The following is a 26,852-nucleotide window of genomic DNA, read 5'->3' as shown; positions in this document are numbered from 1 at the left end:
GGAACTCTTATGCTAAAGTGGCTTATAAGCTTACTTTGTACTCTTTTTGTCTTTAATATTCCTATTTTTGCTCAACAATCAAATAGAACTCCTGTTGTTTATAGGACAATTAATCGAGGTGTTAATCCCCAAACTTCTGGTAGACTTTCTATTATTGATGCTTTAACTAATATAAGCATAGGAGAAATTAACCTACCAGGCCCAGGACAACATACAATTATCAAAAGATAAAACAAAAGCTTTTGTTACACGAGCATTGCCTAGTTTTAATGGAGGAAATTTAGGTTTATTTGTTGTTGATTTACAACAAGGTACTATTCGCACAATACTTAATTCATTTCCAGTTCTTAATGTAAAGCTAGCACCTGATGGACTAATATGGGCTATACTTGGTTTTGATAATTTGATTATTATCATAGACCCTCAAACTTTAGTTACAGTTAACACAATAAATATTGATAGTCCTAGAGATGTAGTTTTTAGTTCTAATAATACACAGGCTTTTATTTCTTCAGAAGGGATAATTAATGTTTATGACATACAAACTAGAAGAGTTGTAGCAACAATTAATAACATTCCAATTAATTCAATAACATCTGTAAGACCTATGGAAGTAGATGTTTCTCCTGATGGTAAATTCTTAGCTGTGGCTGTTCCTAGAAATATTATTATTATTGATATTAACTCTTTACAATTTATTGATAGAATTGATATTAACAGCACATCTTCATTTACTAGAACAGGTGTTAGGTTTAGTCCTAGTAACATACTTTATATTTCTGAGCTTGGAGGATTGGATTTATATAAGTATTCTTTAAGTTCTAAAGTATTGACTAAAATATTTACAGCTAATACTTTTACTATACAAAATTTTGCTATATCTTCAGATGGAAGCTTAATTTATATAACGGATTTGGCTGGTAGATCTATTATTGACCTTAAAACAGATACTCCAATTTTTCAAAGACGCGAGTTTGATACTGGAATAGAAAACTGTTCTGGAATAGAGCTAGCTGGCAATTTTACAATAGGGCAACCGCCAAATATTCAAGTAACAAGCCCTACAGCCAATCAACAGCTAATGCCGGGACAAAGCTTTAGAATAGAGTGGCAAACAACGGTTGCAGCACAAAGCTTTTCAATTGCAAGTCACAAAGTAGAACTATCAACCGACGGCGGACAGACTTTTACGGTTATTCCTGGAGCAGAACAACTTAGAGCAGACGCTAGAGACTTTAACTGGACAGTGCCAAATATCCAAGTTGCTAACAAAGCTCAAATTAGAGTCTCAACCGTTGACCTTGGGGCTAAAAGGGCTAACTCAATTACTGGTAATTTTACTATTGGAATGGGTGGAAGTGGCAATAACGACACTCAAGCACCTACAGTTAATTTTATTGCTCCAATGGGCGGCGAAAACTTCAACAGTGGCAGCAATTTAGCAATAAGCTGGATGTCAAACGATAATGTAGGGGTGGTTGCTCAAGACTTGTTTCTTTCAACCGATGGAGGCATGACTTTTACAACCACACTAGCAACAGGCTTGTCCGGTTCAACTCAAAGCTTTAATTTTGCAATTCCTCAAACACTTGAAACAAATCAAGCTCGCCTGCGCTTAATTGTTAGGGATGCTGCTGGTAATTCATCTCAAGCAATTACAGCTAACAACTTTCGCATTCAATCAGCAGTTGACAACCTTGCACCAACAGTAACCATTAGCCAACCAACATCAAATCAACAAGTTATGGCAGGTCAACCTATCCAAGTCAACTGGCAAAGCACTGATAATAGGGCTGTTATGTCTCAAGCCTTGTTGTTATCGTTAGATGGTGGGCAAAACTTTACTCAAGTAGCAAGCTTTGGAGCAACTGATAGTAGCTTTACACTCAATAATATTGCTGGGTTAAGCTTAACAACACCACAAGCAATAGTACGAATAACAGCAACAGACGCAGCAGGAAACACAGGTCAAGCAACGGCTCAATTTACAATCAACCCAACCATTACCCAAGCTTCATTTCAAGCTAAGATCTTAACCATCAATGGCATAGGCTTTATGTCCAACGGTGCTAACACCTTACAGCTATTTATTAATGACAAGTTAATTACAATTGCACCTCGTAGTGTCACCAATACTACATTTACTATCAAAGGCAATAAGAAAAAGCTTAATTTAATTAAAGGTAGTAATTCGGTTAGGCTTGTTGTTGATGGCCTTAGCTCTAATATGGGTAGCTTTATGTTTTAAGTATTTTAGATTAGGGGTGTAAGTGTTTTTCTTTACACCCCTAAATTTAGTTTATCTCTCAAAACCGTCGGGTAATTCCTTAAATGAACCTGATGTTGATGTGCTAGGTGGGGCCATAGCTTCTTGTGTAGCAAGTTGGTCAACATAATCTGAAATAGCCAATTGAAAATTGCCTGGATTAGATGAATAGTTGATGCCGTCTTGTACAGTTATAGTTCCACTACGTACAAGATCTTCTAAAACTTGATCAAAAGTCTGCATACCATCTATAGCACCATCTCGCATTGCATCAACAAGGGTTTTACCGCTTTGTTCGCCTTTTTCTACATAATCGCGGGTGCGTTGTGTGGATTTAAGTATCTCAATTGCAGCCATACGACCTTGCAAATCAGCACGAGGAATTAAGCGTTGGGAAATTATATAGCGGAAAGTTTGTGATAGGCGAATACGAACAATATGTTCTTCTGATTTTGGGAAAACGCCTATGATACGTTCAATTGTTCTAGCTGCATCAATTGTGTGAAGAGTTGATAAAACTAAGTGACCTGTTTCAGCCGCTTCTAAAGCAATTTCTACAGTTTCCATATCTCGCATTTCACCTACTAAAATTACTTTTGGAGCTTGACGAAGTGCAGAACGCAACGCACTCTTAAAATCAGGACAATCAGCATAAAGCTCGCGTTGATGAATAGTTGAGCTTCTATGCTGGTGGATAAACTCAATAGGATCTTCTATGGTGACAATATGATAGAAATGTCTCTCATTTATCATATTAATTATTGCTGCTAGGGTAGAAGATTTACCACTTCCTGTTGGGCCGGTGACTAAAACAATCCCATTTTTTAAGTCACATATACTTTTAAGTTGATTGGGTAGACCTAGATCTACAAATGTAGGTACTCGATTAGGTATTACCCGCATTACAATAGCATGAGTTCCGCGCTGCATAAAGATATTGACCCGAAACCTTGAAAATCCTGGCACACTATAAGACAAGTCCGCAGCACCAGACTTTTCTAATTTTTCTCTAGCTACAGTATTGTTAGCCGTCATTAGGTCACAAATAGATTTGGTATGACCAGGGGTTAACATTTCTAATCCTTGTAATTTTACGGCGCGGAGTTGACCTAGTAACTCAACTTGAGGTGGGCGACCAGGTGAAAAAATCAAGTCACTTACTTTGTCAGAGACAGAAATCATTGCACGTAAAACTTGATTAAATGCTTCATTTGCAGCGTTGGATGATGTTTGGCTGGAAGACATGGACAGCAATATCTCCTTAAATGGAAATGGGAAAATTTTGAGTTGGGAATGTTTTAGGTAAGGCAAATAGTAAATTTTTTCCTAATTTTTAGCAAGGACATACTTTATAAAGGCTAATTAATTTTGCTGGGTCTATTAGCACAAGCAAAAAACTTGTGCTAATAGATTTTTTAGGTGGGTTTAAGAGTTATTTTTCTTTCCAGTCAGGAAGCCTTCCTGGTGTCCAAGGTGCATCAATAGCATCCAAGGCTTTTTCTAAATTTTTAATGTCTATTTCTAGTAGAGTGCGAAGTTTGTTTAATTCTTGAGTAAACTCTTCAGATGCAATTTTATAAGAATCAAGCTGCGTTTGTGTTGGTGGTGCAGTGGAAAGATATTGATCATCAACAACATTGCTAGCACGTTCAGCAATGGAAATAGGGACATTTTCATTACGAGAACGCAAAGAATTATCACCACGTAAGCGAAGAAGAATTTCATTTAATTTGTTTTCTACTGCTAAAGAATCCGTAATTAGCTTATTATCAGGTGCGCTTGAGTTTTTAGCTGCTTGTCTAATGTTACCAAGGCGCACTTTTAATTCATTTGCTGTCTGTAATGCTCCTGATACAGCACGTTGCAGGCTAACAGCTTTTTTCTGAAATTCAACATGTGCAACTCGGTCGCTTTGTGTAGCTAGCTGAGTGTCTAAGACTTTTACAGTAAAAGTTTGGGACTCACCTATAGGGGTTATTTGACCATCTAGTTGTTTTGCTAAAGAAACTTTGTAAGTACCAGGTAAAACTAAAGAACTAGCTGCTAATTCTCCTTCTGTATTTGGACGGCTGTTAACTGAGACAGGAGGATAGCGTAAATTCCAAGTGACTCGATTTATACCAGCGGATGCTGGGCCAGTAAATTTGCGAACAACATTACCATTAGAATCAGTAATAGTTAGTATAATTTCCGGGGTCGGTTCTTCATCTTCTGCTCGAAGTTGCTCAGGTGTTGGATAAGGAGCAGTTTGTTTATTTTTTTCGGCTTCTTTTTCAGCTTCTTGTCTTTTTTGCTTTTTGGTTTTTAGAGAATCTTTTAAGTAGTAAGTAATGGTTGCGCCAAATGCAGGATTATCTGCTACAAAGAAGTTGTCACCTTGAAAAGATTTTCCTTGTCCTCCTCTAATGGTTCAGCTTGAATGTACCACCAAGGATCTTTAACTGGAAAAACTACTGTTTCTTGGGAAAGTAGATCTTGGGTAATTGTGCGTAAAGGAGAATAATTATCCAAAATATAAAAACCACGGCCAAAAGTAGCTAATACAAGATCATTTTCTCTTTTTTGAATTACAAGGTCTTTTATTGCAATGGTTGGAAGACCAGACTTTAATTGAATCCATTTCTTACCAGCATCAATTGTAAAAAATAGTCCAAATTCTGTACCAACAAATAGTAAGTTAGGGTTGATATGATCTTCGGCAAAAGCTAAAACAGGCCCGTTTTCTGGTAAATTGCTAGCAATGGCTGACCAGGTTTTTCCTGTGTCAGTACTTTTTAACAAATAGGGCTTAAAGTCGCTATTTTTATGGTTATCAAATGATGCGTAAACTGTGTTAGTGTCGTGCTGAGAAGCAAAAAGTCTAGTTACATAAGTTGTATCTGGAACGGAAGGAAATTTTTCTATTTTACGCCAGTTATTTCCACCATCTTCAGTAATTTGAATTAAACCATCATCGCTACCAACATAAATTAAGCCTTCTTTTTTAGGTGATTCTGTTAGTGCTGTAGCATTGCCGTAAAAAGAAGTAGAAGCATGTTTTGCTACTGCATCAACACCCCAAACTTTATCCATAACAGGTAATTTATTGCGGTCAATTGCCCGTGATAGCTCATTATTTATTACTTTCCAACTATTTCCGCGATCATCGCTACGGAAAAGCTTATTAGCCGCAAAATAAAGTCTAGTGTTTGAGTGAGGGCTAATAATTAAGGGTGAGTCCCAATTCCAACGAAGCGGCGCGTCCCCTTTTGCTTCTTGTGGTTTGATGCCAATAAATTCACCCGTTCGCTTATCAAACCGAACTAGTCCACCATATTGACTTTCACCATAAATAATATTTGGGTCTTGTGGATCTACTTGGACGCGGAAACCATCTCCACCAACGACAACAAACCAATCTGCATTGGTAATACCTGAAGCACTACGGGTTTGAGAAGGGCCTCCTAAAGTAAAGTTATCTTGTGTTCCACCATAGACATTATAAAAAGGTGTGGCGTTATCTACTGTTAAATCATAGAATTGCGTGACAGATAAATTGCTTTTATAATTCCAATTTTCTCCACGATCAAAACTTTCATATATTCCACCATCACAACCAACTAGGTAGTAATTTGGATGTTTAGGATCAATCCACATTGCATGAGTATCGACATGCTTAAATTTTTCAGGAACTCTATTTAAGGTTTTACCCCCATCATCAGATACCATTAGAAAGGTATTAAGAATGTAAAGACGATCAACATCTTTAGGATCTGCAACTATTTGTGAATAATAAAGCGCGGTAGCATCAAAAGGATTTCTCTTTTCCCAAGTTGCTCCATAGTCTGTAGAACGGAAAATACCACCTTTTTTATTTGCTGCTTCAACAGTTGCATAAAGAACTTTATTATCTACAGGAGAAATTGCTAATCCTATTCTACCTAGGTCATCACTTGGTAGACCTGATTTTAGTTTTGTCCAAGTTTCTCCAGCATCAGTAGACTTATAGATAGCACTTTCCGGGCCACCATTAATCAACGTCCAAACATGACGACGGCGTTGATAAGCAGCAGCATAAAGCACATCAGGATTAACAGGATCTTGGATAACATCTGTTACACCAGTATTTTCACTAATGCTTAAGGATGCTTTCCATGTTTTTCCTCCATCTGTAGTCTTAAATAAACCTCGCTCTCCGCCCGGGCCCCATAAACGGCCTTGAGATGCAACATAAAGAGTGTTGCTACTACGTGGGTCAATAATGATACGGGCAATGTGTTCTGAGGTTTTTAATCCCATATTTTTCCAGCTTTTACCCCCATCATCAGAACGATAAATTCCATCACCATAAGCAACACTACGTTGTGAATTAAGTTCCCCTGTTCCTACCCAAACTGTAGCGGGATTTTTGGATCTAGAGTAACAGCCCCTATGGAGTAGGATCCTTCATTATCAAAAACAGGTGTCCAAGTTGTACCAGCATTTGTAGTTTTCCAGACACCTCCAGATGCTACTCCAACATAATATTGGCTACGATCGCTAGGGTTTACAGCAAAAGCGATTATACGGCCAGAAGTTAATGCTGGGCCAATGGCACGAAATTTTAAGCCTCCAAAAGTTGAAGAGCTTAAAGGATCTTTTTTTTCTTCTGATGTAGCTTTTTGCCCATAAACAACTTGGTTATGCACTAATATCAACAGACCAAGTAACAAATAGAGTATTTTCACGGTGACTTTCTCCTTAAAATAATAAAATAAAAATTTTGGTGCGGAGTTTGGCCTTAGACATTAACAAATAACTATTTAACAGAAAAGAGCTTAGAGAAAATTAAAAATAAAACATTTTTACTGTTTATAAATAATAAATAACCCTTTTTTAGTATTAGGAATATTTAACTATGTAACAAAAGTTGAAAAGGGAGAAAGATTACGTAATTAGCAAAGATTTTTCTTTTGAGAGAAAAACTTGCTAATTACAGCTAAATGAAATATTTAGTAGTAATTTTAATTTTATCAAACTATACTTTGTTTTTAATTACTTACAAAAGATAGCATAATGGTAAAAGTTTTTGTTTTAATGATAGACAACTTCTACTATTATTAGCCATAGCTAGACAATTATAATTTCTTTGAACTTTACAATTAGTGAAAGATTTTTGTACTTTTTTGTACTTACTATTATAATTGTTCGGAAAATCTTAATATAAAAATTAAGGTCCAAACTCAGCAGAGAAAGCCATAACCAAAAGAAAGAAGAAAACAAGGAGGAAAAAATGCACAAGCTCAAAGTAGGTCTCTGTATATTATTGAGCCTCTTATTATGCCCGTTATGGCCGCTCCCAACCCAAGCACAAGCCACAGGAATAATACCTAATGTAACAGTAGAACCAGGTATTTTTCAAACATCACAAACAACTAGTGCTGTTGTTAGTGTTACTAATGTTGGCGGTAGCAACACCATAGCCAATGGTGATAGATTTAGTATAACTTTTAATACTACTCTTGGGACGGTAACATCGGTCAATCCACAAGTTTTTGTTTCTCAACCTTCACCCTCTGGATTTAGTCCAATTCAATTTTTAGTCCAAGGTCCTACTCAAACCGGTGAAGTTGCTGTTACTTATGTAGGCCCAAATAGAACATTTGTAGCAGGAGATTCATTTTCAGTTCATATAGACTTCACTTCCGGTTCATTAGCGGGTCAAGGTGTTGTTTTGGTGAATTTAACTGCTTTTAGTACACCTATAACAGGACGATACACTTTAACAGGTGATAACCAAGTTGTCCCTGTTGTAAATTTTAATATTTCTGCAACCGGTGCAACCGGAGCAACAGGTGCAACAGGTGCAACTGGTGCAACTGGTGCAAGCGGAACAACAGGAGCAACAGGTGCAACAGGAGCAACCGGAGCAACAGGAGCAACCGGAGCAACAGGAGCAACCGGAGCAACAGGAGCAACCGGAGCAACCGGAGCAACCGGAGCAACAGGAGCAACAGGAGCAACCGGTGCAACAGGAGCAACAGGAGCACAGGAGCGACAGGAGCGACAGGAGCGACAGGAGCGACAGGAGCGACAGGAGCGACAGGAGCGACAGGAGCGACAGGAGCGACAGGAGCGACAGGAGCGACAGGAGCAACAGGAGCAACAGGAGCAACCGGAGCAACCGGAGCGACAAGGAGCAACAGGAGCAACAGGTGCAACCGGAGCAACAGGAGCAACAGGAGCAACCGGAGCGACAGGAGCAACCGGAGCAACCGGAGCGACAGGAGCAACAGGAGCAACCGGAGCAACTGGTGCGACAGGAGCAACAGGAGCAACAGGAGCAACAGGAGCAACAGGAGCAACAGGAGCAACAGGAGCAACCGGAGCAACAGGAGCAACAGGAGCAACAGGAGCAACAGGAGCAACCGGAGCAACAGGAGCAACTGGTGACACAGGAGCAACAGGAGCAACAGGAGCAACAGGAGCAACCGGAGCAACAGGAGCAACAGGAGCAACAGGAGCAACCGGAGCAACTGGTGACACAGGAGCGACAGGAGCAACAGGAGCAACAGGAGCAACAGGAGCAACAGGAGCAACAGGTGCAACCGGAGCAACCGGCGACACAGGAGCAACAGGAGCAACAGGAGCAACAGGAGCAACAGGAGCAACAGGTGCAACAGGTGCAACAGGTGCAACTGGTGCAACAGGAGCGACAGGAGCAACAGGTGCAACAGAGCAACAGAACAGGAGCAACAGGAGCAACAGGAGCAACAGGAGCAACAGGAGCAACAGGAGCAACAGGAGCAACAGGAGCAACAGGAGCAACAGGAGCAACAGGAGCAACAGGAGCAACAGGAGCAACAGGAGCAACAGGAGCAACAGGAGCAACAGGAGCAACAGGAGCAACAGGAGCAACAGGAGCAACAGGAGCAACAGGAGCAACAGGAGCAACAGGTGCAACAGGAGCAACAGGAGCAACAGGAGCAACAGGAGCAACAGGAGCAACAGGTGCAACAGGTGCAACAGGTGCGACAGGTGCAAATGGTACAGTTCCTCTACCATTCTCAGGAACAACAGGACTAGTATTAGGAACAACAAATCCAGCATCCTTCTCCGTTACACTATCAGGATCAGCGAATATCAATGCAGGAAGTTCAGCAATACAAGGAACAGTGAATTCACCACTTAGCTTAAATGGTGTAGCAGGAAGAGTAGCAGTAGGAAATGGTAGTAATGCTATATTAGGTATGGCTCCTGCTAATAGTAACAACAATGCTGGTGCTTTCGTTGGCAATGTTCTTATCCAAGGTACACTTAGCTTACCTGGAAGAATTTCTTCTGTTATGGATCATCCATTAGATCCTGCTAACAGAACTTTATCTCATACTTCCATTCAATCTTCAGAAGCATTAAATGTCTACAGTGGCACTATTGCTCTTGATGAAAATGGCGAAGCTTGGGTCAATTTACCTGATTGGTTTGAAGCTCTTAATAAAGACTTCAGATATCAAATCACTCCTATTGGAGCCTACTCTAAACTTTACATTGGAAAAGAGTTAGAAAATGGTAAGTTCAAGATTGCAGGCGGCAAACCAGGAATGAAAGTTTCTTGGCAAATTTCAGGAGTACGTCATAATCCAGGATTTGAACCAACCCCAGTAGATCAGCTTAAACCGGCTGACCAACGAGGTTTATATTATAATCCTGAAGCTTATGGTAAACCTATTGAGAAAAGTATTTTCAGTAATAATCCTGAAATAATGGAATTTTTGAAACTCCAACGCCAAAACGCTGGTCGTCTCAATTCTTCTAATTAGTTTTTACTTGTTTTCTTTTAAGGGCTATAGATTGTTCATTTTCAAAAAGGACAATCTATAGTCTTAAGTACAAAGTGAAAATTAAAATTTTCTATTTTGATTAACTCCTACAACTTTAGTAAGGTTTTAGGTAAAGCTTTAATGAGTGGTTAAAATTATGAAATTAAGGTCCAAACTCAGCAGAGAAAGCCATAACCAAAAGAAAGAAGAAAACAAGGAGGAAAAAATGCACAAGCTCAGAGTAGGTCTCTGTATATTATTGAGCCTCTTGCTATGTCCGTTATGGCCGCTCCCAACCCAAGCACAAGTGTCAGGTATAATACCTAATGTAACAGTAGAGCCAGGTATTTTTCAGACATCACAAGCAACCAGTACGGTTGTTAGTATTACTAATGTTGGCGGTACAAACGTAATAGCCAATGGTGATACATTTACCATAACATTTAATACTACTCTTGGGGTGGTGACATCGGTCAATCCACAAGCTTTTGTTTCTCAACCTTCACCCTCTGGATTTACCACTAATGATTTTTTAGTACAAGGCCCTAATCAATTCGGAGCGGTAATAGTTACTTTTGTGGGTGCAGGAGCTCGTAGGATATTTGCGGCAGGGGATTCATTTTCACTTCATATAGATTTTATTTCTGCCTCATCAGCAGGCCAAGGTTCAGTTCAAGCAAGTTTAACGGCTTTTGCTACATCTCCAACAGGACGCTACGCTTCAACAAGCGATACACAAGTTGTTCCTGTTGTAGATTTTGGTATTAATGCGACAGGAGCAACTGGTGCAACTGGTAACACAGGAGCAACTGGGGCAACCGGGGCAACCGGTATTGGAGCAACAGGAGCAACAGGAGCAACCGGGGCAACTGGTGTAACAGGTGTAACTGGAACAACAGGAGCAACTGGGGCAACTGGTGCAAGAGGAGCAACCGGAGCAACAGGAGCAACAGGTGCAACTGGAGCAACAGGTGCAACAGGAGCAACAGGAGCAACAGGTGCAAGTGTAACAGGAGCGACAGGAGCAACCGGAGCGACAGGAGCAACAGGAGCGACAGGAGCAACCGGAGCAACCGGAGCAACTGGTGCAACAGGAGCAACAGGAGCAACAGGTGCAACCGGAGCAACAGGTGCAACAGGAGCAACAGGAGCAACAGGAGCAACCGGAGCAACCGGAGCAACCGGAGCAACCGGAGCAACCGGAGCAACCGGAGCAACAGGAGCAACCGGAGCAACAGGAGCAACCGGAGCAACAGGTGCAACCGGAGCAAGTGTAACAGGAGCAACAGGTGCAACCGGAGCAACTGGTGACACAGGAGCAACAGGAGCAACAGGAGCGACAGGAGCAACAGGAGCAACAGGAGCAACAGGAGCAACCGGAGCAACCGGAGCAACCGGAGCAACTGGTGACACAGGAGCAACAGGAGCAACAGGAGCGACAGGAGCGACAGGAGCAACCGGAGCAACAGGAGCAACTGGAGCAACTGGTGATACAGGAGCAACAGGAGCAACAGGAGCAACAGGAGCAACAGGAGCGACAGGAGCAACAGGAGCAACAGGAGCAACAGGAGCAACAGGAGCAACTGGTAACACAGGAGCAACAGGAGCAACAGGAGCAACTGGGGCAAGTATTACAGGAGCAACAGGAGCAACAGGAGCAACAGGAGCAACAGGAGCAACTGGTAACACAGGAGTAACAGGAGCAACCGGAGCAACTGGTGCAAGAGGAGCAACAGGAGCAACAGGAGCAACAGGAGCAACAGGAGCAACAGGAGCAACAGGAGCAACTGGTGCAACAGGTGCGAGTGTAACCGGAGCAAGAGGAGCGACAGGAGCAACCGGAGCAACAGGAGCAACCGGAGCAACTGGAGCGACAGGAGCAACAGGAGCAACTGGAGCGAGTGTAACAGGAGCAACCGGAGCAACAGGTGCAACAGGTGCGACAGGTGCAATTGGAGTTTTTGCATTGCCATTCTCAGGAACAACAGGATTAGTATTAGGAACAACAAATCCAGCATCCTTCTCCGTTACATTAACGGGAACAAACGTTGTTGCAGGAAGTTCAGCAATACAAGGAACAGTGAATTCACCACTTAGCTTAAATGGTGTAGCAGGAAGAGTAGCAGTAGGAAATGGTAGTAATGCTATATTAGGTATGGCTCCTGCTAATAGTAACAACAATGCTGGTGCTTTTGTTGGCAATGTTCTTATCCAAGGTACACTTAGCTTACCTGGAAGAATTTCTTCTGTTATGGATCATCCATTAGATCCTGCTAATAGAACTTTATCTCATACTTCCATTCAATCTTCAGAAGCATTAAATGTCTACAGTGGCACTATTGCTCTTGATGAAAATGGCGAAGCTTGGGTCAATTTACCTGATTGGTTTGAAGCTCTTAATAAAGACTTCAGATATCAAATCACTCCTATTGGTAGTGAAGCTGAGCTTTATATTGCAAAAGAAGTAACCAACAATAAGTTCAAGATTGCAGGTGGCAAACCAGGAATGAAAGTTTCTTGGGAGATTTCAGGAGTACGTCATAATCCAGGATTTGAACCAACCCCAGTAGATCAGCTTAAACCGGCTGACCAACGAGGTTTATATTATAATCCTGAAGCTTATGGTAAACCTATTGAGAAAAGTATTTTCAGTAATAATCCTGAAATAATGGAATTTTTGAAACTCCAACGCCAAAACGCTGGTCGTCTCAATTCTTCTAACTAATTTTGCTTATTTTCCTTAGTCAAAAGAATCTACCTAGTTTTAGGTAGATTCTTTTATTTTAAAAAGTTAATTTTATTAAAAATTTAAGTAAAGTTTTTTATATCCCTACTATTATTTAGAATAATGATTATGTATTGCGGCTTTATTTTTCTAGTAAATCAGTTTTATTATTAATCTCTTAAACCAAATAAATAAAAATGTGCAAACTTGTGTGGTTGAGTTATAAGTTCAAAAGATCTTTCTGCAATGCTTTTGTTACTTATTAATTTCCAATTTGGATTTAAGATAAGATTTTAATTTATAATAAGATAATTACTTAATTTATTTATGAAATTTTTTTTATTACTTATAATCAACATTATTTTTATATTTCTATTTGTTAGTTGTCGTGAAGGTCAATTTATTGATAATAAAACAAATACTGAAACCAAAATAAACTCTAAAAACTTAATAGAATTAGATGACAAAGAGTTATTAAAAATAACTACAAAAATAGACAAACTCTTGTCTAAGTCTGTAAAAGAAAATGAGCCAGGACTAGCTATTTTAGTAGTAAAAGATAGTCGGGTTATTTACCGTAAGGGCTATGGAATAGCTAACTTAGAAAATGAAACCCCCGTTAAAGGTGACACTATTTTTTATACTGCTTCGGTTTCTAAACAATTTACTGCTATGGCAATTATGATTTTGGCTGAAGCAGGAAAATTAAGTTATGACGACCCTTTAACTAAATTTTTTCCTAATTTTCCAGATTATGCTAAAAAAATTACAGTAAAACACTTGCTTTATCATACAAGTGGGCTATCGGACTATATAGAAACTTTTAAGGACAAAGAAAATCTTACAGATTCGGTGGCTATCACCAAAAAGGCAATAGAAATATTAGCTAAACAAAAAGAACCTGATTTTGAAGCAGGAACAAAGCATGAGTATAGTAACTCTGGATATTTGGTTTTAGCTGGAATTGTTGAACAGGCTTCAGGACAAGATTTTCCTACATTTGTAAAAGAAAAAATCTTTCAACCTTTAGAAATGAAAGAAAGTTCTGTAATAACAACTAGTAAGGATTTACCAGAGAAATTAGCTAGAGGATATAAATTAAAAAACTCAAATTACAAGGATGTTGAATTTGGGAAAAGTTCGCTAGATCTTTGTTATGGTGACGGCGGTATTTTAACTAGCGTTCAAGATATGTATAAATGGGATCAAGCTCTTTATACAGAGAAGTTAGTCAAAGCAAACACCTTAAAACTAGCTTTTAGTGCTGGAACGCTTGGTAATGGTGAAAAAATAGACTATTCCGATGGATGGGGTTATGGATTTGGTTGGGCAATAGGTGATATTGCTGGGCAAGAATTAATTACCCATAGCGGATCTTGGTATGGTTGGGCAACAGTTATTGCCCGTGTTCCTAGCAAAAATTTAAGTGTTGTTATTTTTGCAAATACAGATGAAATTGATGTTTCAGATATTTCATTGAAAATTGCAAAAATGTTTTTGAAATAGCCAGAATCTTATAATTCAGCTAAAGCTAAAGCTAAATTACTTAATCCATTAGATAGTGTTGTTGGATTTATACCTAATCCAATACGAAGATGATCTGGTGATTCAAAAAACTTCCCTGGCACAACAACTGTGTCATATTTTTGCTTTAGTAGTTTACAAAGTTCTTCTACATTTTTATTTTTTAACTTAGGAAATACTACAGTTCCAAATTCTGGTCTTACAGTAACAAGATTTTTTTGATTATCTAAAAATTGGTTAATTAATAAATGGTTTTTGGTTAATAAATTTTTGGCTTTAGTAGCAATTTTATCTATATTTTTAAGGGCAATTACGCTTAACAATTCTGCTGGATGGGGTGCCATAACTCCAAATAAGTCATTAAGTAGCCACATTTTTTTAGCTAATTCAGAGTTAGCCAATATCCAACCGCATCGCAGTCCACTTAAACCATAAACTTTAGTTAAACTATTTGTAATTATAAAATGTGGGCCTAAATGAAAAGCCGATCGGGGAGTTTTTTCAAACATACTTTCTAGATAAACTTCATCTACTAAAACATATGCTTTTCCGTAAGCAATTTCGCTTATTTGAGATAAAATAGCTTCACTAGTAAATATTCCAGTAGGATTATGTAAGTTAGTTAAAATAATTAATTTAGTTTTAGGAGTAATAGCTTTTTTAATATCATCTGGGTTAATTTGATAGCCATCTTCAAAACGTCGAGGAAAGCGGTTTATTTTAGCTCCAAGGTATTGTGCTACAGCTAGAATTGGGTCATAAGTTGGCTGTTCAATTAAAACCTCATCACCTGGCTCTAGCAGGCTTGCCATAACCAAATGATTAGCTAGAGAAGTCCCTATTGCTAAAACGACTGAGTTTGAATCAACGTTATACTTTGTTGCTAAGGTTTGCAGTAAAGGTTCATAACCATAAATGCTATTTCCACTAATTTCTAAATCGTCTATTGAAACAGGTAAATCTTTAATAGAGTAATTTTCCAGTCCACTTGGTGCTAGGCTAAATTTGCCGCTACTTTGGAGTTTGGCCCATTGCATATAAGTAGATTCTTTTACTATGTTCATTTAAGTTTGTTTTCCTTTCCAGAAGAAATAAACTGGAATTGCTAGCAGCATTATAGCTATTCCTATAAGGCTATTTAATGGATATTTATAAATTGTGCTTAAAACAATTGTCCAGCAGGCTAACATAAAGATTATTGTTGAAAAAGGGTGAGCAGGCATTTTATAAATTTCTTGGTTGTTCTTAGTTTTTTGTTTGCTTTGTAGTCTAAACAAGCAAAGAGCAACTAGGCCAAAAAAAATAAAATCTGTTGACACTACATAATTTAAGATCTCTTCATACTGACCTGAAAGAGCAATTACCGAAGCAAAAAACCTTGCAAAATAATAGCTACACTTGGGACATTTCTAACAGGATCAATCCATGCAACTTGCTGAAAAAAAAGCTTATCTGTTGCCATAGCAAAATAGACTCGTGAGCCGTTAACATACTTTGGCTTAAGTAACCAAATGTAGAAATTGTAATAGCTATAGCAATTAATTTAGCTCCTTTTTGACCTAGTAGATTTGTCATCACGGCTGATGCTGGCGTAGTGCTGCTAGCTAAACCTGCTGTTCCTAAAACACTTATACAAACATAATTTACACCCAAATAAAGTATTACTACACCCATCACACCAATAATTAAAGCACGGGGCAAGGTTTTTCTTACATTGTCTACTTCACCAGAAATAAAGCTAGCCGTTTGCCAGCCTCCATAAGCAAAAAGTACAGGTGTCATTGCTGCCGCAAAAGCTAAAATTTCATTTTGATTTGAAATTATTTTTGGCTGATTTGTAGGATTATTGACACTAGGACTACTAAGTAATAAACCAAGAAGAATTAGTGCTAAAATTGCTAAAATTTTTAGTACCATTAAAATACTTTGTAATAAACTCCCAGCACGCAAACCTAAACAATTAATTAAGGTAAGGAAAGCTAGAGAAGCTACTGCAATAATTCCTTCTTTTATGTTTATATTAGTTAATTCAATAAAGTAGCGGGCAAATGTCATAGCAACAGCAGCCATTCCGCCTGTTTGAATTACTAGCAGCATTGTCCAACCATAAATAAAAGCTACAATTGGATGAAAGGCTTCTTTAAGATAAGCATATTGTCCACCAACATTTGGAAGACGAGAAGCTAATTCACTGTAAATAAAAGCACCTAATAGAGCAATAAGCCCACCAACAGCCCAAGCAGAAAGTATTAATGTTGGTGTATTAACTTGACGAGCTACAACATAAGGGTTAATAAAAATACCAGATCCAATAATTCCACCCATCACTATCATTGTTGTGTCAAATAAGCCTATTTTTTTCATATTTTTCTAGTTTTTCTAAAAAGTGTAATTTAAGGTTGCAAAAGATTTTTTTTGATAATTAATTAAAGTATAGTAAACAAATTTGATACTATTAAATTATGTTTTACACTTGGTTAGCAAATTTCGGATCATAGTATTAACTAAAACACAATGGATAAGATAGAAAATATTTTTATTAAAACGGGGCTAATTACAGAAAAAGAACTTGAAGCGGCAACTAAAGAAAAGGAAAAAACTCCTTGGGTTTCTATTTCGGAAGTTCTAATTTCACTTAACTATGCTACTGATAAAGGTATTGCATCGGTTCTTTCTACCCAATTAGGATTGCCTTTAGTAGAACTTCCAGCAGATATGGAAGTGGATCAAGAGTTACTCCAGCTTTTTGGAGTAAAATTAGCTAATAAATATAGTATTTTTCCTATCTCCAGAACTGGGAAAATACTAAAATTAGCAATGGGCAATCCGCTAGATTTTAATGCTATCCAAGCTGTTGAGTTTAAGCTAACCTGTAGTATTTCACCTGTAGTAGCTTCTTATGCCGATATTCGAGCGGCAATAGAGCGAAGTTATTCAATAGATGAAGACATCGAAGACATAATCAATGATGCTCGTTATAGCCAAGGCCCGGAATTTGTTAACGATCAAGATGACAATTCTAATATGGCCTTAAATAAGCTAAAAGTAGAAAGTCAAACGGCTCCTACCGTAAGAATAGTTAATAAAATACTTCAAAAAGCTGCTCGTATGGGTGCAAGTGATATCCATATTGAAGCCCAACAACAGGAAGTCGCCGTTCGTTATAGAATTGATGGAATAATGAATGACATTATGAAACTCCCTAAAGCTATGCTTAATGGGATTGTTTCCCGAATTAAAATCATTGCAAAACTAGATATTGCTGAACGCCGTATTCCTCAAGACGGTAAGTTGATAATGGCTTATGAGGGCCGTCAATTTGATGTTCGGGTTTCAACCCTTCCAACAAAGTTTGGTGAAAAAGTAGTAATGCGTTTGCTAAATGCTTCAAATAGTACAGTTTCCTTAGATGAAATAGGACTACTTCCATCAGCAATGCGCTTAATGCTTCATTTTAGCGAACTAAAACAAGGGATTGTTTTAGTTACTGGGCCAACTGGATCAGGAAAAACAACTACGCTATATGCTTTACTAAAAGAACTATTAAAGAAAAAGCTTAATATTGTTACTTTTGAAGACCCAATAGAGTATCAAATTCCAGGTGTTAACCAAGTACAAATAAATGAGAAAAAAGGGCTTACATTTGCAAATGGCCTACGTTCAGCACTGCGCCAAGACCCAGATGTTATAATGGTTGGTGAAATTAGAGATGCTGAAACTTTAGAAGTTGCCTTGCAAGCATCTATCACAGGTCACTTAGTACTTTCTACTGTACATACTAATGATGCTGCTTCAACAATTTCACGGATAAAGAATTTAGGAGGAGAAAATTTTCAAATTTCTAGTGGTCTTGCAGGCATTGTTGCACAAAGATTAGTTCGTACAATTTGCAATAATTGTAGAGAAGTTCATAGTCCCAAGCCAAATATTATGAAACAGTTACAAGCAAAGGCAGGAGAAGATTTTTCCTACACTTTTTATAAGGGTAAGGGTTGTGATAAATGTTCAAATACTGGTTATCGTGGTCGAATGGGTGTTTATGAAGTGCTAGATGTTAATAATTCTATCCAAAGTTTAATTGTTGCTGATGCTTCTGATATACAAATTAGAGAACAAGCTATTGAAAATGGTATGTTTACTATGGCAATGGATTGTATAGAAAAACTTCGTTATGGTGTGACAACCATTGATGAACTAGAAAGGGTGTTTGTTTTAGACTCAAAAATTGGGGATAAATGTCCAGGTTGTGAAAAAACTTTAACACAACAATTTGGTATTTGTCCTTATTGTAGTTATGTTTTAATCCATATTTGTCCTAGCTGTAAAAAAGAAATGGATCCCGATTGGAATCTCTGTCCTTTTTGCCGCATTGACCTTAGAAAACCTTTTCCCCCTATAGCTAATGACCATTTATTAGCTGCTGCACCACAGCAAAAGCTATTACCCACTGAATATAATAGATTGGCCTTGCCTCCAATGCAGGAACAAAAAATAAATCAAAATAACCTTTCACTCTCAGCAGCAAATCCACCTAAACAACTGTTATTGAGTAATTACAATGAAGAATTGATGGAGGAAATAATCATAGGCGAATCCTACCCATTAAATAAAACAGATATATTTTTACCTAATAGTAACCTACCAACACAGCAACAAACAAATGTGGTAGCAGAAAGGCCACAATATAATGTTTTAATTGTTGAAGGGGATGAGATTTTAGTTATTGGTTTACAAACTTATCTTACCCGTGAAAATTTTAATGTTAGAGTTGCTAGAGATGGTTTTGAAGCCCTAGAATCAATGCTAGCTTTTACGCCTCAACTAGTTGTTGTTGATATTATGACCCTTCGTATGGATGGTTATGAGTTTATACGGGCTTTACGTCAAGAATCATCAACTACGTTTTTACCAGTAATTATTTTGTCTACCAAAGATAGTATTGAGGATAAAATATTAGGGTTTACTCTAGGAATAGATGATTACTTAGATAAACCGTTTTCCTCTGAGGAACTTAGCTCACGTATTAGAACCGTGTTAAGGCCTATTTATGGATAGGAAGGAATACTAATGCTAGATAGAAAAGAACTTTTTGCAGGCCGTCAGCTAACAATGTTGGACTCACTAAGCCAAAAATCTAGCTTTCAAGCTGTGTCTGTAGCTAGCAAAAAACTCAACTTAAATATTAAAGCTCAAGATGCTAAAGTTTACTTTCTTTCTATCAAAGATATTAAAGACCAACTAAATTTTACTGATACAATTGCTGTTGCTGTTTCTACAGAAATAAAAGGACAATTACCTGCTACTAGCCTTTTACTTATTTCTAAAGATAATGCCTTAAATATTATTGCTAGCACAATAGGTGCAAAAAGTGACCGTCCAATCTCATTTTTTTCTTTTACTCCTCAAATGGTGCTAAAAATTTTAGCTGAAAGTTTTGCTACTTCTTTTGCTAAAAACTTGTCTTTAACATTTCCTGGTGAAGCAGATTCGCTAGTTAGCACACCAGAAGTTTTTTTTGATAATTGGAGTAAAAACTTAGAAACTGTGTTTTCTCGTGCTTGCTCAAATATAAATGATTATTATGTTGTTTTTACACTTATATTTAACACCATTATAAATAACAACAATTGCCAAGGCTTTCAACTTTATTTACTAGATCGAAGTGTTTTACAAAGCTTAGTCAGAGAATAAAATAATTAATTTTTAACTTAACAGAATTTTAGCTAAATGATTTATTGATTTATTTATTGATTGCTGCTTCTGATAAAGTCGTTTAGTCAACGATAAATTCATTCAAAAAACTGAGCAAGGAAACTTTTGGTTCTTTAGATAAAATTAATTTTAGAGGATTTTATGACAGAATTTACTCCAACAGACCGAACCACATTAAAACGCTTACCAAAACGAGGTGATTATAAAAAAGATGTTGTTTATAAAATTCTTGATGAAGGATTTGTTTGTCATATAGGCTTTATTGCTGATGGTAATCCCTATGTAATTCCTACGGGTTATGCTCGCCAGGGTGATAGATTGATATTTCATGGCTCAACAGCTAGCAGGATGATGCGCTCGCTATCAGAAGGCATAGATGTTTGTGTTACAATAACTTTAATTGATGGAATTGTGCTGGCAAGGTCGGCTTTTCATCATTCTTTTAACTATCGATCAGTAGTGATGTTTGGCTGTGCAACGCTAATAACAGACAGAGAAGAAAAAATGTCAGCTTTAGAAGCTTTTACTGAACATATAATGCCGGGCCGCTGGTCAGAAGCTCGTATTCCCAATGAACAAGAGCTTAAAGCTACTTCGGTTTTGGCACTTCCCTTAACAGAAGTTTCTGCAAAAGTGCGAACAGGTCAGCCAATTGATGATGAGGAAGATTATAACTTGCCAGTTTGGGCTGGGGTTTTGCCATTGCAGCTAGCTACTAAGGAATTAATTGCAGATGAAAGAAATATTGGAGATGTGCCAGATTATCTTTATAAATATATGGATAGAAATAAGATAAAATAAAAAAGCCCTACCTTGTAGGGTAGGGCTAGGGAGTAACTAGTAAGTGAAGATAATTATGCTTTCATTTGCCATGCCATATTCATTTTAATGTCATTTTGTGGAGCTTGTTGAGTAGTTGGAGGTTGTTGTTCAGCAGGTGATTGAGCATTGTTCTTTAACACACTAAGAGCTAGTTCTAATGCTGCTATTGCTAATTCAATTTCCTTGCTATTAGTTGGTGGGTTGCCAACCTCCATGCCTGGAGGCATTTGAGGTGGTTTTGGTGCAACGGGTTCTTTTGGTTCTTTAGGAATTCCTGGTTTAACAACTTGGTCATCACCTGGTTTGCCTGCTAGTAAATCTTTTAACATTTGAATTACAGATTTTAATAAATCAAGTATTTGGCTAAATGGGTTGCTTTTATCAGCTTGACCAGCTTGACCAGCTTGACCAGTTTGACCAGTTTGACCAGTTTGACCAGTTCCGGTTGTTGGTTTGGTTGGATCAGCTTGACCAGCACCATTAGTTGAATTTGGGGCTTTTGTATCACTAAGCTTGTCAACTAATTTTTCTAATAAACCAATGATTTGAGAATTTTGTTTAAGTACGGATTTAACAATTTTTAAGGAATCTTTTACTAGGTCTAATACTTTATCAACTACTTTACCTAATTTTGGCTCTTTTGGCCCTTCTACTTGACCTGGTTCGCATTTAGCTTGATCCATTTTGTCCATTTTGTCCATTTTGTTTGGTTCGCAGTAGGCTCGACCGTTTTTATCCATTTCTTGCATACCAGCTTTTTCCCAGCTATTGTTGTTGTTGACCATATCATAAGCTTTGGAAACACATTGGTTCGCTTTATCCATTTTATCCATATAGGAATTTTTTGGCTCACACATTTGTTGCATTTTCATTTTCATCATATCGCCATAAGCAGGATTACATTTGTAATCATAATTATGATTGTTTTTGTAATTGTTATAATTGGGGGAAGTTTCTTGGTGTTGATCCTTGGGAGCTATGACACCGGCTTTATAATTTTTATGATCTGTTGGGTCACAATTATTAGCTGCTAAATCTCCGCCACGAGCGTGACCTTTGATTAATACAGAATCATCAGGATTAGGAGTGTTTGTGTTAGTTGAATTAGCAGTTTGCTCGTTTTTAGCAGTATTAGCTTTTTGAAATTGGTTGTTTTCGTTGTTATTAGCATAGTTATTGTAAGAAGCAGAGTAGTTAGAATTAATTGATGGCATTGTTTTAATCTCCTTGATTTTATTTAATGTTTGATTTGTGTTTGTTTGACCAAGAACAATGGCAAAACAAATGCCAATAGTGGAAAAATTTTGATATTTATTTTTGAATTAGCTATTTGTTGTATAACAATGGGTTAATGGAAGGTAGATTTTTAATTTTTAGCTTAAATTTAGGCTATTTGCCAGTTTTGGCAGGAAAAGTTACTTGTCAGTTTTGGCAGCATTGCCAGTTTTGGCAGGACATATTAGTTTTTAAAATAAAACAAGCGGCTTTTAGGCCGCTTATTTTTATTCTATGTTGGCTTATAAGTTTTAAGTAGCAGGCTTTAAGGCTGTCATCACACGGTTAAGAGCCGAAGACAACATATCTAAACCTCGTTCACCGGCAGCAAAACTTTTTAGTTTACCTTCTTGGTCAAAAAGGTAGTAAGCAGGAACAAACCCTTGATCATTTTGGAAAGCGTCTCGCATTTTGTGCAGATTATCTATTGCACAAGGCTCAACGATACCAAATTTTTCTATTGCCTCTCGTACTGCCACAAGGTCTTGGTCTTCGGGATAGCGTGGCATGTGAACAGCAACTATTCTTAAGCCATCTTCTTTGTATTTGTCGCGCCATTCAGCAATTCTTGGTAAATTAGTCTTGCAAATACCGCAACTTACCGCCCAAAAATGGATTAAAGCTGGCTTACCTTGAATAAATGAATTTACTTCTTCAAGGTTGCTATTAGTCCATTCTGTTGCACCTTCTAAAGAAGGCAGTTGTGTCCCGATTCTCATTGGCATAAGGTTTTTCCTTTCTTAAAGCAAGCCAATAAAATGTTATTAATCAATCAATTAACCAACTTTTAATGTTTCTTGACCTGGTCTCCAGTTAGCTTGGCAGAGACCACCAGTTTGTAAAGCTTGGATTACGCGCAAAGTTTCATCAGCAGAACGGCCAATGTTTAAATCATGAACTACTGCATAACGTAATACACCTTCTGGATCGATGATGAAAAGGCAACGTAATGCAATACCTTTATCTTCAATTAAAACACCATATTGGCGGGATACTTCTTTAGTTAAATCTGCTGCTAAAGGATATTTTAGACCTTCAACTCCACCTTGACTGCGTGGGGTTCTTAACCAAGCACGATGGGAATAAACTGAGTCTGTAGAAACACCAACAATATCTGCTCCAATACCTTGGAAATCATCATAAACATCACTAAAAGCAGTTAATTCTGTTGGACAAACAAAAGTAAAATCTAAAGGATAGAAAAGTAAAACTAGCCATCGGCCTTTGTAATCACAGGATTTTGTATTTTCATTGAGTTGCTCAATGTTTTTTGTAGATGGCATATCAAAACTTGGTGCTGCATGACCAACTTTAGCTTGAGACATATAAGTCCTCCGTATAATTTGAATTTTTAATTTCTAGCAAATTTGCGAATTAGAATAATTCTGATTCTTAAGAGTGTCAATAATCAGTCCCGGAAAAATCGCCCAGAAATAGCTTAAATTTTGCTTTCAGGATAACTTGACTTAAAACGGACTTTCGCGCTAGGCTGACAACTTATCTTGAAAAAAATCTGTTTTAATTATTAAAAATTATGGAATTATTTGGAAAAATAGCCTTAGTAACAGGTGGCGGGCGTGGAATTGGTCGCGCTTGTGCCATAGCCTTAGCCCAAGCTGGAGCGCACGTTATTGTTGCCGCTCGAAGCAGTGAAGAAATTGGAAAAGTAGCCCAAGAAATAGATGCCCTGGGTCGTCCATCTCTAGCTGTTTTGCTAGACGTTTCCAAAATTGAAAGTGTTGAAAAAGCTTTTCGGGAAATAGAAGAAAAATGGGGCGGTTGTGACATTTTGGTTAACAATGCTGGAATTGCTGCAAGCGCACCTATTGTAAAATGCACTGAAGAACTTTGGTCGCAAATAATGGAAGTTAACCTTAATGGCACTTTTCGATGTATGAAAGCGGCACTTCCAAAAATGTTAGAACGAGGTTGGGGACGAATTATTAATATTGCTTCAATTGCTGGTAAAGCTGGCGCACCTTATATAAGTGCTTATGCTGCTTCTAAACACGGGGTTTTAGGCTTAACAAAAGCTGCTGCTCAAGATGTTGCAACAAAAAATATTACAATTAATGCTATTTGTCCCGGTTATGTTGAAACTGATATGGGCGAAAATGCAATAAATATAATTATGAGTAAAACCGGAGCAAGCAAAGAGCAGGCCCGAACAGCTTTAGAGCAAATGACCCCGCAACGCCGACTTTTTAAGCCAGAAGAAGTTGCTTTTTTAACTGTAGCTCTTGCGTCACCTTCTGCCGCAGGCATCAACGGCCAAGCCATTAATATTTGTGGTGGAGCAATTCCTTATTAATTAAAAATTAATCCTTTTAGGTGAAGTTATATGTCTGAAGAAAAATTTGAAAAAATAAATCCAGATGGTTGGGCAAAACCACTTGGCTATAACAATGGAATGTTGGCAAAAAAAGCTGGTCAAGTGCTTTTTATTGCTGGTCAAATTGCTTGGGATAAGGATCAAAAGCTAGTTAGCCAAGATTTTGTGGCTCAATTTGAGCAAGCTTTAAGCAATGTGGTTGCTATAACAAAAGCTGCTGGAGGTGAGGCTACAGATATTGGTAAATTAACTATCTATGTTACTGATAAACAAGAATATATAAACCAAATCAAATCCGTTGGTGCTGCATATCGTAAGGAAATTGGGAAGCATTTTCCTGCTATGGCACTTGTTGAAGTTAAGTCATTGCTTGAGCCAGAGGCTAAGGTTGAAATAGAAGCTATGGCTATAATTTAACTTGCCGTAAAATAAATTAGTTAGAGGATTAATAAATGATAGAAACAAAGTCTTTTCGTTATGAGGAAAAAGAACGAGTTGCAACAATTACCTTAGATCGTCCTGATAGACTTAATGCTTTAACATTTGAAGTTTACAGGGAACTAACAGACCTTTTCCGCACTCTACAAAACCGCAGGGAAGTTGGAAGTGTGATTGTAACAGGAGAGGGACGCGGATTTTGTTCTGGTGGAGATGTTAAAGATATTATTGGTCAATTGATGGGGCGAGACATGGCAGGGCTGCTGGAATTTACCAGAATGACTTGTGAACTAGTTGGAAATATTCGCGCACTGCGTAAACCTGTAATTACTGCACTTAATGGGGTTGTAGCGGGTGCAGGTGCTATGATTGCTCTTGCTTCTGATATACGCATTGCTTGCCCAGCGGCTCGGATCGCTTTTTTGTTTGTTAAAGTCGGGTTGTCTGGAGCCGACATGGGAGCAGCTTTTTTACTTCCTAGAGTTGTAGGACTTAGTAAAGCAACAGAAATGCTTTTTACAGGTGATTTTGTTTCTGCTGAAGATGCTGAAAAAATAGGGCTTTATAATAAATTAGTTTCTAGCGAAGAGTTGATGAATGAAGCCTGGCAATGGGCTAAAAAATTAGCTGAAGGCCCTGGATTTGGGTTGGCTATTACCAAAGAAATGCTTAATCAAGAATTTAATATGAGCTTTACCGCAGCATTAGAAGCCGAAGCCCAAGCACAGGCTATTTGTATGCAGCACCCTGATTACAACGAAGCTTATCAAGCTTTTGTAGAAAAACGAAAAGCTAATTTTCAAAAATAAAAATTATGGATAATCAATTTTTTTTTGCTGAACACCACGAAAAACTTCAAGAAAGACTTACTAATTTTATTAATCAACATCGTGCAAGCTTAGACCTTGAACGTGAGGACGAAGACCAACACGCTAAAGAAATAATCTGCCAGCTAGCTGACGCAGGATTACTTAAGCTAGTTGTTCCAGCTAGCTTTGGAGGCGAGTTTGAGCCGCCTGATGTTCGTTCAATTTGTTTAGCACGTGAGAGGCTTTGCTATATATCAGGGCTAGCAGATTTAATGTTTGCTATGCAAGGCTTAGGTAGTTATGCTATTACTTTAGCTGGTAGTGAGCAGCAAAAACAAGAATACTTACCTAAAGTAGCTAGCGGTGAATATATTGCAGCATTTGCCATCACCGAGCCTAATGCAGGCTCTGACACGGGTTCAATGCAGACGACTGCAATCAAAGATGGGGACGATTATATTCTTAATGGGACTAAACGCTTTATTTCTAATGCTGGAATAGCAAGTTTTTATACATTATTTGCTAAAACTGACCCAACGCTTGGAAACAAGGGAGTTTCGGCTTTTGTAGTAAATGCTGACACGCCAGGAATAACCATAAAAAAACTTAAGTTAATATCTCCTCATCCAATTGGGGAATTAACATTTAATGATTGTAGAATTTCTAGCAGTCAACTCTTAGGCGAGCCTGGGCAAGGTTTTAAGCTAGCAATGCGTGTTTTAGATACATTTCGCGCTAGTGTTGGAGCAATGGCATTAGGTATGGGGACACGTGCTTTAGATGAAGCAATTAGTTATGCAAAAAATCGAATACAATTTAACCGTCCATTAAGTGAACTTCAAGCAACACAATTTAAGTTAGCTGAAATTGCTACAGAGCTAGACGCAGCTAGATTGCTGGTTTATCGTGCTGCTTGGTTAAAAGATCAAGGGGGAAAAATTACACGTGAAGCAGCAATGGCAAAGCTTTTTGCTACAGAATCGGCTCAACGTGCTGTAGATCAAGCAGTTCAAATTCATGGCGGTAGCGGATTAGTGCATGGAGTGATTACAGAGCGTCTTTATAGGGATATTCGTTCAACTCGTATTTATGAAGGCACTTCGGAAATACAAAAAATAGTTATAGCTAGCCAAATCTTAAAATAAAATATTGTTTCTAAATTATTGAAACA

At 37.9% G+C, this 26,852-nt stretch carries 16 protein-coding genes and 3 pseudogenes; 12 read left to right on the top strand and 7 right to left on the bottom strand.

Annotation, left to right across the window (positions count from 1 at the left end; all coding sequences use genetic code 11):
* The first annotated feature begins 9 nt into the window (after positions 1-9).
* Together IPK14_22095 and IPK14_22090 are read left to right on the top strand one after the other, a co-directional pair.
* A complete protein-coding gene (locus IPK14_22095) occupies positions 10-231 on the top strand; it encodes a hypothetical protein (GenBank protein ID MBK7995965.1) in 222 nt (73 codons plus the stop codon).
* Between the two features lie 25 nt (positions 232-256).
* The gene (locus IPK14_22090) at positions 257-2,248 is read left to right on the top strand and encodes a hypothetical protein (protein MBK7995964.1); all 1,992 of its coding nucleotides are present in this window, start codon (positions 257-259) and stop codon (positions 2,246-2,248) included.
* Between the two features lie 51 nt (positions 2,249-2,299).
* Here the strand turns inward: IPK14_22090 and IPK14_22085 are convergent, their stop codons facing one another.
* Together IPK14_22085 and IPK14_22080 are read right to left on the bottom strand one after the other, a co-directional pair.
* On the bottom strand, positions 2,300-3,511 hold the full coding sequence (locus IPK14_22085) for a PilT/PilU family type 4a pilus ATPase (protein MBK7995963.1): 1,212 nt from the start codon (positions 3,509-3,511) through the stop codon (positions 2,300-2,302).
* Between the two features lie 187 nt (positions 3,512-3,698).
* A pseudogene (locus tag IPK14_22080) lies at positions 3,699-6,972 on the bottom strand (glycosyl hydrolase).
* Between the two features lie 545 nt (positions 6,973-7,517).
* Between IPK14_22080 and IPK14_22075 the strand changes: the two are divergent.
* From IPK14_22075 to IPK14_22065, 3 genes and pseudogenes are all read left to right on the top strand, one after another.
* Positions 7,518-10,044, top strand: a pseudogene (locus tag IPK14_22075) (hypothetical protein).
* A gap of 226 nt (positions 10,045-10,270) precedes the next feature.
* A complete protein-coding gene (locus IPK14_22070; protein ID MBK7995962.1) occupies positions 10,271-12,769 on the top strand; it encodes a hypothetical protein in 2,499 nt (832 codons plus the stop codon).
* 327 nt (positions 12,770-13,096) lie between these two features.
* Entirely contained in the window at positions 13,097-14,275 is a 1,179-nt protein-coding gene (locus tag IPK14_22065; GenBank protein MBK7995961.1) for a beta-lactamase family protein, read from the top strand.
* 8 nt (positions 14,276-14,283) lie between these two features.
* Here IPK14_22065 and IPK14_22060 read toward each other — a convergent pair whose 3' ends face one another.
* Both IPK14_22060 and IPK14_22055 read right to left on the bottom strand, forming a co-directional pair.
* Positions 14,284-15,357: a pyridoxal phosphate-dependent aminotransferase gene (locus IPK14_22060; protein MBK7995960.1), complete on the bottom strand. Its 1,074-nt coding sequence runs from the start codon at positions 15,355-15,357 to the stop codon at positions 14,284-14,286.
* Positions 15,358-16,657: pseudogene (locus IPK14_22055) on the bottom strand (amino acid permease). It lies immediately after the preceding gene.
* Positions 16,658-16,807: 150 nt separating this feature from the next.
* Here IPK14_22055 and tadA point away from each other — a divergent pair.
* The 3 genes from tadA to IPK14_22040 all read left to right on the top strand — a co-directional run bounded on the left by tadA (position 16,808) and on the right by IPK14_22040 (position 20,806).
* Positions 16,808-19,348 (top strand): Flp pilus assembly complex ATPase component TadA, encoded by a 2,541-nt coding sequence (tadA, locus tag IPK14_22050; protein ID MBK7995959.1) that lies wholly within the window; start codon positions 16,808-16,810, stop codon positions 19,346-19,348.
* Between the two features lie 12 nt (positions 19,349-19,360).
* A complete protein-coding gene (locus tag IPK14_22045; GenBank protein ID MBK7995958.1) occupies positions 19,361-19,984 on the top strand; it encodes a hypothetical protein in 624 nt (207 codons plus the stop codon).
* Between the two features lie 162 nt (positions 19,985-20,146).
* Positions 20,147-20,806: a pyridoxamine 5'-phosphate oxidase family protein gene (locus IPK14_22040; protein MBK7995957.1), complete on the top strand. Its 660-nt coding sequence runs from the start codon at positions 20,147-20,149 to the stop codon at positions 20,804-20,806.
* Between the two features lie 53 nt (positions 20,807-20,859).
* Here the strand turns inward: IPK14_22040 and IPK14_22035 are convergent, their stop codons facing one another.
* The 3 genes from IPK14_22035 to IPK14_22025 all read right to left on the bottom strand — a co-directional run bounded on the left by IPK14_22035 (position 20,860) and on the right by IPK14_22025 (position 23,427).
* Positions 20,860-22,041, bottom strand: coding sequence for a hypothetical protein (locus IPK14_22035; GenBank protein MBK7995956.1), 1,182 nt, complete (start codon positions 22,039-22,041; stop codon positions 20,860-20,862).
* A gap of 312 nt (positions 22,042-22,353) precedes the next feature.
* Positions 22,354-22,827 (bottom strand): redoxin domain-containing protein, encoded by a 474-nt coding sequence (locus tag IPK14_22030; GenBank protein ID MBK7995955.1) that lies wholly within the window; start codon positions 22,825-22,827, stop codon positions 22,354-22,356.
* Between the two features lie 51 nt (positions 22,828-22,878).
* Complete coding sequence (locus tag IPK14_22025) at positions 22,879-23,427, bottom strand: peroxiredoxin (GenBank protein MBK7995954.1); 549 nt, start codon at positions 23,425-23,427, stop codon at positions 22,879-22,881.
* A gap of 209 nt (positions 23,428-23,636) precedes the next feature.
* Between IPK14_22025 and IPK14_22020 the strand changes: the two genes are divergently transcribed.
* From IPK14_22020 to IPK14_22005, 4 genes are read left to right on the top strand one after another with little or no spacing between them, the layout of a single operon-like run.
* Entirely contained in the window at positions 23,637-24,413 is a 777-nt protein-coding gene (locus IPK14_22020; protein MBK7995953.1) for a 3-oxoacyl-ACP reductase FabG, read from the top strand.
* A gap of 30 nt (positions 24,414-24,443) precedes the next feature.
* Positions 24,444-24,851: a RidA family protein gene (locus tag IPK14_22015; protein ID MBK7995952.1), complete on the top strand. Its 408-nt coding sequence runs from the start codon at positions 24,444-24,446 to the stop codon at positions 24,849-24,851.
* A gap of 35 nt (positions 24,852-24,886) precedes the next feature.
* The gene (locus tag IPK14_22010) at positions 24,887-25,681 is read left to right on the top strand and encodes an enoyl-CoA hydratase family protein (GenBank protein MBK7995951.1); all 795 of its coding nucleotides are present in this window, start codon (positions 24,887-24,889) and stop codon (positions 25,679-25,681) included.
* Between the two features lie 5 nt (positions 25,682-25,686).
* On the top strand, positions 25,687-26,826 hold the full coding sequence (locus IPK14_22005) for an acyl-CoA dehydrogenase family protein (GenBank protein ID MBK7995950.1): 1,140 nt from the start codon (positions 25,687-25,689) through the stop codon (positions 26,824-26,826).
* Positions 26,827-26,852: the final 26 nt, after the last annotated feature.

It is taken from the genome of Blastocatellia bacterium, assembly GCA_016713405.1.
GTDB lineage: Bacteria > Acidobacteriota > Blastocatellia > Chloracidobacteriales > JADJPF01 > JADJPF01.
The sequence above is the reverse complement of the archived record's forward strand: the minus strand, read 5'-3'. Positions and strand labels throughout refer to the sequence as shown.